Source organism: Agrobacterium sp. YIC 4121 (genome assembly GCF_002008205.1).
GTDB lineage: Bacteria > Pseudomonadota > Alphaproteobacteria > Rhizobiales > Rhizobiaceae > Agrobacterium > Agrobacterium leguminum.
Map to the genome: position 1 here is coordinate 58,827 of NZ_MRDI01000014.1, position 12,300 is coordinate 71,126.

The window sequence follows — 12,300 nt, forward strand, 5'->3', positions numbered from 1 at the left end:
TGTTATCGTGACGTTTTCAAACAAAAATGGCGGAAGGGCAAGCCTTCCGCCACGAGATTTCAACAGATCGAACCGGCTTAATCGCCGTAAACGTCGAAATCGAAGTATTTTTTGTTGATCTCCTGATACTTGCCGCTGGCGCGGATACCGGCGATTGCGGCCGTAAACTTGTCAGCCAGCGCCGTGTCGCCCTTGCGCACAGCAATGCCTGCGCCATTGCCGTTGATCTCGGGATCGACCTTGAGCGGCGTCAGGATCTTGCAGCAGGCGCCCGCATCCGTCTTCAGCCATTCCGACAGCACGACGATATCGTCGATGACGGCGTCGATACGGCCATTGGCGATGTCGAGCTTATATTCGTCGGCGGTCGGATACATCTTCACGTCGGCATCGGGGAAATGCTTTTCGGCATAGTTGGAGTGGGTGGTGGAACCCTGCGCGCCGAGCGACTTGCCCTTCAGATCGTCGACGGACTTGATCGGCGAATCCTTCGGCACGGCGATGGCCGGCGGGGTGTTGTAATATTTCTTGGAGAAGTCGACCTTCTCGAGACGCTCGGGCGTGATCGACATGGACGCGATGATGGCGTCGAACTTCTTGGCCTGAAGGGCGGGGATGATGCCGTCCCAGTCATTGGTGACGAAGGTGCATTCGGCCTTCATTTGTTCGCACAGCGCCTTGGCGATGTCGATGTCGAAGCCGGTCAGCGTGCCGTCGGCTTCGAGATTGTTGAAGGGCGGATAGGCGCCTTCGGTGCCGATGACGATCTTGTCCTGCGCGAGGGCAGCACCTGAAAACAGCGAGATGGCGGCAATCGATACGGCTGCGAGCAGACGGGTGGAAATAGGCATTTCGATCCTCTCTTTTGGTCGTTCATCCGCGGTCTGTTGTTGTTTTCAGTGCGGACGCCATGAGCGCAGGGCGCAGCGGATGATACCGCCTGTGGCCTTCAGCGCGGATGCGATTATTCATCCGGTTGGTCAAAAAATGCAACTGCAATATTAGTGACCGCGATTGTGCCGCAGAGCTTCCACGAAAACGCCTTGATCTGTTCATTTCCGGTACAGAAGGCTTTGTCCATCATGGGAACCGAAGTGTGTGCGAGGCGTTGACCAGCGCCTGCACGCGCAGCCGGAATCAAGATGTCGCAAGACTGGCGACCAATAATGGCAGATGAGGAAACACCGATGCTGAAGAAGAACACATTGCTGACGGGGGTGGTTTTCCCCCTCATGTCGCTGGCGATTGCGGTGGAGCCGGCCGCGGCCGGTTTTGCCGGTGCTGCGCGGGCGCAGACGCCCGTGTCGCAGGGGCTTCCCGGCGATGCTGCGACCGGTCAGGTGATTCTGGCGCAGGCGCAGCCGGAAGAACCGAACCCGGAAGAGGAACTGCGCAAGCGTCGCAAGCAGGCCGAAGAGGAGCAGCCGCAGGCCGAGCCCCAACGACAGGAGCGTGCGCCGGAGCCGCAGCGCGAACCGGAGCCCAAGCGCGAAGCCGCGCCTGCCGAACCGCGCCCTGAGCCGCAACGGGAGCCGCAGCCCGAACCCCAGCGGGAACCGCAGCGTGAGGCCCGCCCGGAGCCCGCGCCGGCCGAGCAGCCGCAGGAGCGTCCCCGCAAACCCGAACGCGCGCAGGAGCCGCAGGGCGAGGGCGAACAGCGCCCCGCACGCCAGCGCGAGGCCGCACCCGAAGCCGCACCGGCCGAAGAGCAGCCGAAGGAACGTCCGCGCAAGCCGGAACGGGCCGAGCAGCCCGCAGGTGAGGGCGAGCAGCGTCCCCGCAAGGAGCGCGCGAAGGAACCTGCTGCCGAACAGGAGCCCGCAGCACGCCCTGAAAATGCCGGTGAGCCGGCCAAGCCCCGCGAACCGGCACCCGCCAAAAAGCCACCGGTAGAGGAAAAGGCTCCGGAACAGAAAGCCGAACCGGCCGAAAAAGCCGTTCCGGAGAAAAAGCCGGCCGCCCCCGAGCCTGCCGCGAAGGAAGCACCGGTTCCGACCGAAGCGCCGACGCCCGCGCGTCCGCCGGCACCTGAAGCCCAGCCAAACCCCGCACCGGGTCGTCAGCCCTCGGAACAGCCGCCGGTAGAGGGCCAGGGCAGAACCGAACCCGCAGCCCCGCTGCCAGGCGCGCCAACGCCGCCGCCGAGCGGTACGACAACCGGACAGGCGCCGGCCGGTGAACCCGTTCCCAATCAGGTTGCTGTTCCGCAGACGGAAGCGCCGCCGATGACGAAGGAAGAGCTGGATAAGGCCAAGGCAATCGCCAAGGACCCGTCCAAGACCGCCGATACCGTCATTCTGCCGGTCGACAAGGGCGCCGCCGTTCTTGACAGCGACAAGGAAGTGGAACGCTCCGGCAACCGCCAGACCCGCGAGGAACGCCGTCGCGAACGCGAGCAGGCGGGTGACGTGAAGGTCCCGACCTCCGACGCCGAAGCGCAGCGCGCCGGCGCCGCCGAAGGCAAGGCCCCGCCGCCGCCCGTCAAGATGGAAGCCATCACCTCGCAGCAGGGCGAGCGTGTCGACCGCCGCCCGCAATATGAGCGGCCGGAAGGCGTGCGCGAATGGCAGCCGCGCGAAGGCCGCCCGCGTGACCGTGACCGCGATGCGCCGATCATCCTGCAATTCGGCGACCGTGTCGTGGTGCGCGGCGACGACAACCAGCGCTTCATCCGCGATGGCGGCGAGCCCTACTACGAGCGTCTGCCCGGCGGCCGTGTCCGCGAAACCGTGGAGCGTCGTGACGGAACGCAGGTGGTGACGATCCGCAACCGTTATGGCGACGTGATCCAGCGCTCGCGCATCGACGATCGCGGCCGCGAATATGTGCTGTTCTATGCACCGGAGCTGATGGAAGATCCCGACCGCGACTACGTCTATCGCGATCCGGGCCTCGACCTGCCGCCGATGCGCCTGCGCATTCCCGTGACGGACTACATCATCGACACCTCGAGCGATCCGGACCGCGATTATTATCGCTTCCTGGAGCAGCCGCCGGTCGAGCCGGTGGAGCGTGTCTATTCGCTGGATGAAGTGCGTTATTCGGCCCGTATCCGCGACAAGGTGCGCCGTATCGACCTCGATACCATCACCTTCGCCACCGGCAGCGCCGAAATCCCGATGACGCAGGCCCGTTCGCTGCGCAAGGTGGCGGATGCGATCAACAAGGCGCTGGACAAGAACCCGGGTGAAACCTTCCTGATCGAAGGTCATACCGACGCCGTCGGTTCGGATGAAAGCAACCTCGTGCTTTCCGACGAGCGCGCCGCTTCCGTCGCCAACGTCTTGACCGATGTTTACGGCATTCCGCCGGAAAACCTCGCGACGCAAGGTTATGGTGAGCGTTATCTGAAGGTCCAGACGCTCGGCCCGGAACAGCAGAACCGCCGCGTCACCATCCGCCGCGTGACGCCACTGGTGAAGCCGGTCGCCCAGAACTGATCGGGTTCGACAGGAAAAACAAAGGCCCGGAAGCGCAAGCTCTCCGGGCCTTTTTTGTTGCTTACGATGTCCCCAGCGCCGAGGCGTTTGGCAAAGCTTGATCATCCGCAATCTGTCACCCCGGACCAGATCCGGGGTCCAGCGTGATCAAGTCCTTGATCACGAAAGACTCTTTCACGGCGCAGACGCGCCGTGGCTGGATGCCGGATCTAGTCCGGCATGACGGAGGAGAGGTTTTCGAACCCTGCCGTCACTTGCAAACTTGAGGATAATCCCAAACCCGGCGGTTAATTCAGCGCCACCGCAATCTCCGCTGCCAGCTGCGCATTGTTGCGCACCAGCGCGATATTGGTTTCCAGGCTACGGCCATCCGTCAGGCGGAAGATGTCGCCGAGCAGGTAGGGGGTGACTTCCTTGCCGGTGATATCGTCGCGCTCGGCGTGGGAGATGGCGCGGTTGATGTAGATTTCCATTTCCTCGCGTGGAATTTCGTCCTCTTCCGGTACGGGATTGGCCACCAGCATGCCGCCATCGATGCCGAGCTGTTCGCGGGTTGTCTGGAAATTGGCGATTGCCGCCGGGCTGTTGAGCGAGAGCGGGCTCGGCAGGCCGGAGGAGCGCGACCAGAAAGCCGGGAATTCTTCCGAGCCGAAAGTGACGACCGGCACGCCGTTGGTTTCGAGAACCTCGAGCGTCTTCGGAATATCGAGAATGGCCTTGGCGCCGGCGCAAACGACGATCACGCCGGTCTTCGCAAGCTCGGTCAGATCGGCGGAGATGTCGAATGTCTCTTCAGCGCCCTTGTGCACGCCGCCGATGCCGCCGGTGGCGAAAACGCGGATGCCGGCCCGGGCGGCGGCGATCATGGTGGCGGCCACCGTGGTGGCGCCGGTGCGGCGTTCGGCGATAGCAAAGGCGATATCGGCGCGCGAGACCTTCATGGCGTCGGTGGTCTGGGCCAGCGCCTCGAGCTGGTCCTTCTCAAGGCCGATATGCAGGGTGCCGTGAATGACCGCGATGGTGGCCGGAACCGCACCCTGATCGCGGATGATCTGTTCGACGCTTTCCGCCATCTCGATATTGCCGGGATAGGGCATGCCGTGGGTGATGATGGTCGATTCAAGCGCCACGATCGGCGCACCGCGCTGCTTGGCGGCGGCGACTTCCTGAGAATAGACGATGGGCAGGAGCGGGGAGATAGGGCGGGTCATTTCATCTGTTCCAGTTTTTAAAAGCGGGTTCATGCCAGCATTTCAGCCCGGGGAACAAGCCCCAACATGGCTTCGACACTGTCTTTTGATAGTTCGTGGGAGGTGGCGAAGGGCGATTGCACGGTGATGGCCGCTGCCGCCGCGCCTTGCCTCAACGCTTCCGCAATCGTCTTTCCCTCGGCGATGGCGGCGAGATAACCCGACGCCATCGCGTCGCCCGCGCCGGTCACGTCCTTCACCTCGCGGATGAGGGGCGGATGGAGGATCGCCGTCTCCGTCCTGCTGAAGGCCACCACCTCGCTCGCGCCGTGGGTGACGACGCCGCCGGCAAGCCCGGCCTTGCGCAGGATGTCGGGCCAGTCGCGGACATTGGCCGTCGTTTCGCCGGTGAGCGCGCGGGCTTCCGCCTCGTTCATGAAGAGAATGTCTATATCGCCCAGCACCGCTTTCAGCTTCACCGCCTTGGCGGGGGATATGGCGATGGCCGCCAGCGGCTTTTCGCAGGCGCGGGCGACGAGGCCGAGCGCCGTCAGCGTGTCTTCCGGCAGATTGGCGTCGCAGAGCAGGATGTCGCTCGCCGTGATCGCCTCGCGCACGGCGCGTATCTTGAGGCGGCGCGGGGTGAAGAGCTTGTAGAGGTCCATATCGGCCAGCGCGATGACCAGATTGCCGTCGCGCTCCAGAATGGCGGTGTAGCTAGGCGTGCGGCGGTCGAGGAATGTGAAGGGCGTGTCTTCCACGCCCGCCTGCCGTGCGGCCTCCGCCACCGCCTCACCGGTGACGTCGCCGCCGCGCGGGGCGATGATGCGGACCTGAAAACCGAGGCGGGAAAGATTGCGCGCGGCGTTGAAACCGCCGCCGCCGGCCTCTTCCATCCAGGAGCCAGGGTTGCTCGCGCCGGGCGCCGTCTCAGTCTCGATCATGCCGCGCCTGTCGATATGCGCGCCGCCCAGAACGAGTATTTTCTTCACGCTTGCGTTTCCCTCTTTGGCGGATGGAAAGACCGAACGATTCGGCCTAAAGTGACGTCTTCCTGACCTCGCATCCGGTTTGCGGCCATGGGCCGGGCACGGAAAAACGAAAGCAGAACAAACGACTTATCGCTATTTGTTTTCAATATGCTGGCTCAGCCTTGCGAAATGAGAACAAATAGAGTACATAACGTTTCCATACTGCTTCATTGCCTGTGCGGCTTCAATAACCTAAAGGTGGTTCGGATGGCACAAAATTCTTTGCGTCTCGTAGAGGATAAATCGGTGGATAAAAGCAAGGCACTGGAAGCGGCGCTCTCCCAGATCGAACGGTCGTTCGGCAAGGGATCGATCATGAAGCTCGGTTCCAATGAAAACGTGGTTGAAGTGGAGACCGTTTCGACGGGTTCGCTCAGCCTGGATATCGCGCTCGGCATTGGCGGTCTGCCGAAGGGGCGCATCATTGAAATTTATGGCCCGGAAAGCTCGGGCAAGACGACGCTGGCATTGCAGACCATTGCCGAAGCCCAGAAGAAGGGCGGCATCTGCGCCTTCGTGGACGCCGAACATGCGCTCGATCCGGTCTATGCCCGCAAGCTCGGTGTGGATTTGCAGGGCCTTCTGATCTCGCAGCCCGACACGGGCGAACAGGCGCTGGAAATTACCGATACGCTGGTGCGTTCCGGCGCGGTCGACGTGCTGGTCGTCGACTCCGTTGCGGCGCTGACGCCGCGGGCGGAAATTGAAGGCGAGATGGGCGACAGCCTGCCGGGTCTTCAGGCCCGTCTGATGAGCCAGGCGCTGCGCAAGCTGACCGCGTCGATCTCCAAGTCGAAGTGCATGGTGATCTTCATCAACCAGATCCGCATGAAGATCGGCGTCATGTTCGGTTCGCCGGAAACGACGACGGGCGGTAACGCTCTGAAGTTCTATGCGTCCGTTCGTCTTGACATTCGCCGCATCGGCTCCGTCAAGGAGCGCGAAGAGGTTGTCGGCAACCAGACGCGCGTCAAGGTCGTCAAGAACAAGATGGCGCCGCCCTTCAAGCAGGTGGAATTCGACATCATGTATGGCGAAGGCGTTTCCAAGACCGGCGAGCTTGTCGATCTCGGCGTTAAGGCCGGCATTGTCGAGAAGTCGGGTGCATGGTTCTCCTATAACAGCCAGCGTCTGGGGCAGGGGCGTGAAAACGCCAAGATGTTCCTGCGCGACAATCCGGAAACGGCCAATGAGATCGAACTGGCGCTGCGCCAGAATGCCGGCCTGATCGCCGACCGCTTCCTGCAGAATGGCGGGCCGGACGCCGGCGAAGGCGACGACGGCTCCGACGAAGGCTGACACCTTCCGTGAAGGCTCGGGCATTGCCGCCCGCAGACTTTGCCGAACTGGTATAGATCAAAAAGGGTCGTGCGATTTTTCTTCGCGTGGCCCTTTTTATTTGCCTATATGTCTTGCTTCGCCTCCATGGCTGGACAGGGCCGGGTGCGGACGATAAAAGCCAGTGATTTTGCAATATAGCCATCCTTCGGGGTGGAAGTGATGGACTCCAGCTGTGAGCGGTGTGTGGGCATGAGCGGTGTGAATGAAATTCGGTCGACCTTTCTCGACTACTTCAAGAAGAACGGACACGAGATCGTGCCCTCCAGTCCGCTGGTGCCGCGCAACGATCCCACACTTATGTTCACCAATGCCGGCATGGTGCAGTTCAAGAACGTCTTCACCGGTCTTGAAAGCCGTCCCTATTCCACGGCCGCTTCGGCGCAGAAATGCGTGCGCGCCGGCGGCAAGCATAACGACCTCGACAATGTCGGTTATACCGCCCGCCACCACACGTTTTTCGAAATGCTCGGTAATTTCTCCTTCGGCGATTATTTCAAGGAAGAGGCGATCACCCATGCCTGGAACCTGATCACCAAGGAATTCGGCATCGACCGCAACCGCCTGATGGTCACCGTCTACCACACCGACGACGAGGCCTTTAACCTCTGGAAGAAGATCGCCGGTTTCTCTGACGACCGTATCATCCGCATCCCGACCAGCGACAATTTCTGGGCGATGGGTGATACCGGCCCCTGCGGCCCCTGTTCGGAAATCTTCTACGATCATGGCGATCATATCTGGGGCGGACCGCCCGGCTCGCCGGAAGAAGATGGCGACCGCTTCATCGAAATCTGGAACCTCGTCTTCATGCAATATGAGCAGCTGACGAAGGAAGAGCGCATCGACCTGCCGCGCCCGTCGATCGACACCGGCATGGGTCTTGAGCGTATTTCGGCGCTGCTGCAGGGCAAGCATGACAATTACGATACGGACCTGTTCCGCGCGCTGATTTCCGCTTCCGTGGAAGCGACCGGCGTTCCGGCCGAAGGCGAAAAGCGCGCCAGCCACCGCGTCATCGCTGACCATCTGCGTTCGTCCGCCTTCCTGATCGCCGATGGCGTCCTGCCGTCGAACGAAGGTCGCGGTTATGTTCTGCGCCGCATCATGCGCCGCGCCATGCGCCACGCCGAGCTTCTCGGCGCGCGCGAGCCGCTGATCTACAAGCTTTTGCCGGCGCTTGTGCAGCAGATGGGCCGCGCCTATCCGGAACTGGTCCGTGCCGAGGCGCTGATTTCCGAGACGCTGAAGCTTGAGGAAACCCGTTTCCGCAAGACGCTGGAACGCGGCCTGTCGCTGCTTTCCGATGCCACTTCGACACTTCACAAGGGCGACATGCTGGATGGCGAGACCGCCTTCAAGCTTTACGACACCTATGGCTTCCCGCTGGACCTGACGCAGGATGCGCTGCGCGCCCGCGAAATCGGTGTCGATATTTCCGGTTTCACCGACGCGATGGAGCGCCAGAAGGCCGAAGCCCGCTCGCACTGGGCCGGTTCCGGTGACAAGGCGACCGAGACGATCTGGTTCGAGCTCAAGGAAAAGCTCGGCGCGACCGAGTTCCTTGGTTACGACACGGAAACCGCCGAAGGCGTCATCCTGGCGATCGTCAAGGACGGCAAGTCGGTGGATAGCGCTGCCGATGGCGAGACGGTGCAGGTCGTCGTCAACCAGACGCCGTTTTATGGCGAGTCCGGCGGCCAGATGGGCGATACCGGCGTGATTTCCGGCGACAATGGCGCCTTTGCCGTTTCCGATACTCAGAAGAAGGGCGAAGGCCTCTTTGTGCATTTGGGCACGGTCTCCAAGGGCGGTCTGAAAGTTGGCGATGCCGTTCAGCTGACGGTCGATCATGACCGCCGCTCGCGTCTGCGCGCCAACCATTCCGCCACCCACCTGTTGCACGAGGCGCTGCGCGAAGTGCTCGGCACACACGTTGCTCAAAAGGGTTCGCTGGTTGCGCCCGAGCGCCTGCGCTTCGACGTTTCGCATCCGAAGCCGATGTCGGCCGAGGAGCTGAAGGTCGTCGAAGAGATGGCGAACGAAATCGTGCTGCAGAACTCGCCGGTTGTCACCCGCCTGATGAGCGTCGACGACGCCATTGCCGAGGGCGCCATGGCGCTGTTCGGTGAAAAATACGGTGACGAAGTTCGCGTTGTCTCCATGGGCACCGGCCTGCATGGCGCAAAAGCCAACCGTCCCTATTCCGTCGAGCTTTGCGGCGGCACGCATGTGGCGGCCACCGGCCAGATCGGCCTCATTCGCATTCTCGGCGAAAGCGCCGTCGGTGCGGGCGTGCGCCGTCTCGAAGCCGTGACCGGGCAGGGCGCGCTTGCATATCTGGCCGAACAGGATGAGCGGGTGAAGGCGCTCGCTTCTTCGCTGAAGGTGCAGCCGGGCGATGTACTGTCGCGTGTCGAAGGTCTGCTCGATGAGCGCAAGAAGCTGGAGCGCGAACTTGCCGATGCCCGCCGGAAGCTTGCCATGGGTGGCGGTTCGGCGGATGCCGGCGCAAGCGACGTCAAGCAGGTCGCGGGCGTCAACTTCCTGGCGAAATCCATGTCCGGCATCGATGCCAAGGATCTCAAGGGTCTTGCCGATGAGGCCAAGGCCAATCTCGGCTCGGGCGTCGTGCTGTTGATCGCCGTTTCCGAAGACGGCAAGGCAAGCGCTGTCGCTGCCGTGACCGAAGATCTGACAGCCCGTTTCAGCGCTGTCGATATCGTCCGCACCGCTTCCGCCGCACTTGGCGGCAAGGGCGGCGGCGGTCGCCCTGACATGGCGCAGGCGGGTGGTCCCGATGGCGCAAAGGCGCAGGATGCCATCGAAGCGGTGGCAGCGGCCCTGGCGGCCTAGCCGGTGTATTTTGAAAAGGGCGGGGTTTTACCCGCCCTTTTGCTTTCGGTTCAAGCCGTCCGGTGCAGGGACGGTTGGCGCAGGTCTTCCCGTCTTTCAGCCCGCCGCCTGCAAATCCTTTGCCGCTTCCTCATCTAGTTGTGCTGCCCGCTTGAAGGCCGGGCGGTCGGTGAGGTGGGCCATGTAATCGAGAAAGGCCGGGCGTTTTTCGATGGTGCCGAAATGCAGGCCCCAGCCGACATGGGCGCCGACATAGACATCCGCCGCCGTGAATAGATCGCCGGCGATGAAGCGGTTTTCGCTGACGGCCCGCTCAAGCGTATTCATCACATCCGCATAGCTGCCGCAGCCGGCCATGCGCAGCTTCTCCTTGGGCACTTCGAAACCCATCGCCTTCATGCTCGCTGCCATTTCCAGCGGGCCTGCGGCGAAGAACATCCAGCGATAATAGAGCCCGCGCGCCTTGGGTGTGGGCGCAAGGTTCGCACCGGGAAAGGCATCGGCAAGATAGGCGCAGATCGCTGCCGCCTCGGTAACGATGGTATCGCCGTGTTTGATGGCGGGCACCTTCGCCATCGGATTTATCAGCCGGTAGGCGGGCGATTTCATCGAGGTCTCGAAGCCCAGTATTTCCGTTCTGTAAGGAACGCCCACTTCCTCAAGCATCCATCGCGCGATGCGTCCGCGCGACATGGGGTTGGTGTAGAAGATCAATTCACTCATGCTTTTGCCTCCCCAAGCAAAATCGTTGAAGCATCATGGGAAAACCGATGCGGATTTCGCGCCTGCGCTTTGCATTTTTAAAGTTCGCAACATCCTTCGCGTGTTCCCTAAGATCGCGCCGATGCTCCGATGAACGTTTGACTGTGCCGGGCAAGTTATGTGCAAATAGATGCTGTTTAAGCTTTGTCTTATTGTTGTACTGGCCGCAGCACGCGGAATCGAAGTCTGCGCCTAGTACAACGGCTAATCAAGATACTGTGAACAAAAAAGAAAACCCGGCGCTGAGGCCGGGTTTTGAAGTCGCTGGGAAGGCCGGCTTAAGCCGCCATTGCCTTCTTGAGGTTTTCGTCGATCTTGTCGAGGAAGGCGGTGGTGGAGAGCCAGGGCTGGTCCGGTCCGATGAGGAGCGCCAGATCCTTGGTCATGTAGCCGCTTTCGACGGTGTCGACGCAGACGGTTTCAAGCGTTGCTGCGAACTTTGCCAGTTCCGCATTGTCGTCCAGCTTGGCGCGGTGGGCGAGGCCACGGGTCCAGGCGAATATCGATGCGATCGAGTTGGTCGAGGTTTCCTGACCCTTCTGGTGCTGGCGGTAGTGGCGCGTGACCGTGCCGTGTGCGGCTTCGGCTTCGACCGTGCGACCATCGGGAGACAGGAGAACCGAGGTCATCAGGCCGAGCGAGCCAAAGCCCTGAGCAACCGTATCGGACTGCACGTCGCCATCGTAGTTCTTGCAGGCCCAGATGTAGCCGCCGGACCACTTCAGCGCGGAAGCGACCATGTCGTCGATCAGGCGGTGCTCGTAGGTGATGCCGATTTCGTCGAACTGCTTCTTGAATTCGGTCTGGTAGACTTCTTCGAAGATATCCTTGAAGCGGCCGTCATAGGCCTTGAGGATGGTGTTCTTCGTGGAGAGGTAAACCGGCCACTTGCGCATCAGGCCATAGTTCATGGAGGCGCGGGCGAATTCGCGGATGGATTCGTCGAGGTTGTACATGGCAAGCGCCACGCCGGCGCTCGGGGCGTCGAAGACGTCCTTTTCGATGACCTGGCCGTCTTCACCGACGAACTTGATGGTCAGCTTGCCCTTGCCGGGGAACTTGAAATCGGTTGCCTTGTACTGGTCGCCGAAAGCGTGGCGGCCGACGACGATCGGCTTGGTCCAGCCGGGAACGAGGCGCGGAACGTTCTTGCAGATGATCGGCTCGCGGAAGATGACGCCGCCCAGAATGTTGCGGATCGTGCCGTTCGGGCTCTTCCACATCTGCTTCAGGCCGAATTCCTCGACGCGCTGCTCATCCGGGGTGATGGTCGCGCACTTGATGCCGACGCCATGCTTCTTGATGGCGTGCGCCGCATCGACCGTGACCTGGTCGTTGGTGGCGTCGCGGTTTTCAACCGAGAGGTCGTAATATTCGATGTCGAGATCGAGGTATGGCAGGATCAGCTTGTCCTTGATGAGCTGCCAGATGATACGGGTCATTTCGTCGCCGTCGAGATCGACGACCGGATTGGCTACCTTGATCTTTGCCATGAATTCCTCACCTTCGAAGCTGTGGCGCCAGATGGCGCCGGTATCCGGAAAAATATCCGGTGCGGCTATAGCATCGCGCGCGCCTGAGGCAAAGCCATGGGGGGCGCTTTTTTGGCGCAGCGCAATAACGCTTTGCGCATTGCCAAACCACAATGCCGGAATACAGTCAGGCGAATCGCTTCGCCCGCCT

At 61.7% G+C, this 12,300-nt stretch carries 8 protein-coding genes; 3 read left to right on the forward strand and 5 right to left on the reverse strand.

Going from position 1 to position 12,300, the window contains the following annotated elements; genetic code table 11:
• Window positions 1–77: 77 nt before the first annotated feature.
• Window positions 78–851 carry an ABC transporter substrate-binding protein gene (locus BTE54_RS13375; RefSeq protein WP_065655922.1) on the reverse strand — a complete coding sequence of 258 codons (774 nt, stop codon included), beginning with the start codon at window positions 849–851 and terminating at the stop codon, window positions 78–80.
• A gap of 336 nt (window positions 852–1,187) precedes the next feature.
• On the opposite strand from BTE54_RS13375, the gene BTE54_RS13385 reads away from it, so the two are divergent.
• Complete coding sequence (locus BTE54_RS13385; RefSeq protein WP_078052764.1) at window positions 1,188–3,440, forward strand: OmpA family protein; 2,253 nt, start codon at window positions 1,188–1,190, stop codon at window positions 3,438–3,440.
• A 287-nt stretch (window positions 3,441–3,727) separates the two neighbouring features.
• Here the strand turns inward: BTE54_RS13385 and BTE54_RS13390 are convergent, their stop codons facing one another.
• A complete protein-coding gene (locus BTE54_RS13390) occupies window positions 3,728–4,651 on the reverse strand; it encodes a pseudouridine-5'-phosphate glycosidase (RefSeq protein WP_065655925.1) in 924 nt (307 codons plus the stop codon).
• 29 nt (window positions 4,652–4,680) lie between these two features.
• The gene (locus tag BTE54_RS13395) at window positions 4,681–5,622 is read right to left on the reverse strand and encodes a carbohydrate kinase family protein (protein ID WP_065655926.1); all 942 of its coding nucleotides are present in this window, start codon (window positions 5,620–5,622) and stop codon (window positions 4,681–4,683) included.
• A gap of 246 nt (window positions 5,623–5,868) precedes the next feature.
• Between BTE54_RS13395 and recA the strand changes: the two genes are divergently transcribed.
• Window positions 5,869–6,960, forward strand: coding sequence for a recombinase RecA (gene recA, locus BTE54_RS13400; protein ID WP_078052765.1), 1,092 nt, complete (start codon window positions 5,869–5,871; stop codon window positions 6,958–6,960).
• A 231-nt stretch (window positions 6,961–7,191) separates the two neighbouring features.
• Window positions 7,192–9,855 carry an alanine--tRNA ligase gene (gene alaS, locus BTE54_RS13405; RefSeq protein WP_078052766.1) on the forward strand — a complete coding sequence of 888 codons (2,664 nt, stop codon included), beginning with the start codon at window positions 7,192–7,194 and terminating at the stop codon, window positions 9,853–9,855.
• 96 nt (window positions 9,856–9,951) lie between these two features.
• Here alaS and BTE54_RS13410 read toward each other — a convergent pair whose 3' ends face one another.
• Both BTE54_RS13410 and BTE54_RS13415 read right to left on the reverse strand, forming a co-directional pair.
• Entirely contained in the window at window positions 9,952–10,578 is a 627-nt protein-coding gene (locus BTE54_RS13410) for a glutathione S-transferase family protein (protein WP_065655929.1), read from the reverse strand.
• 317 nt (window positions 10,579–10,895) lie between these two features.
• Window positions 10,896–12,110 (reverse strand): NADP-dependent isocitrate dehydrogenase, encoded by a 1,215-nt coding sequence (locus BTE54_RS13415; protein ID WP_035210117.1) that lies wholly within the window; start codon window positions 12,108–12,110, stop codon window positions 10,896–10,898.
• Window positions 12,111–12,300 lie beyond the last annotated feature (190 nt).

Coding starts and splice junctions, on each gene's coding strand:
- BTE54_RS13375 (WP_065655922.1), bottom strand. CDS start 851: ATGCCTATTTCCACCCGTCTGCTCGCAGCCGTATCGATTGCCGCCATC.
- BTE54_RS13385 (WP_078052764.1), top strand. CDS start 1,188: ATGCTGAAGAAGAACACATTGCTGACGGGGGTGGTTTTCCCCCTCATG.
- BTE54_RS13390 (WP_065655925.1), bottom strand. CDS start 4,651: ATGACCCGCCCTATCTCCCCGCTCCTGCCCATCGTCTATTCTCAGGAA.
- recA (WP_078052765.1), top strand. CDS start 5,869: ATGGCACAAAATTCTTTGCGTCTCGTAGAGGATAAATCGGTGGATAAA.
- alaS (WP_078052766.1), top strand. CDS start 7,192: ATGAGCGGTGTGAATGAAATTCGGTCGACCTTTCTCGACTACTTCAAG.
- BTE54_RS13410 (WP_065655929.1), bottom strand. CDS start 10,578: ATGAGTGAATTGATCTTCTACACCAACCCCATGTCGCGCGGACGCATC.
- BTE54_RS13415 (WP_035210117.1), bottom strand. CDS start 12,110: ATGGCAAAGATCAAGGTAGCCAATCCGGTCGTCGATCTCGACGGCGAC.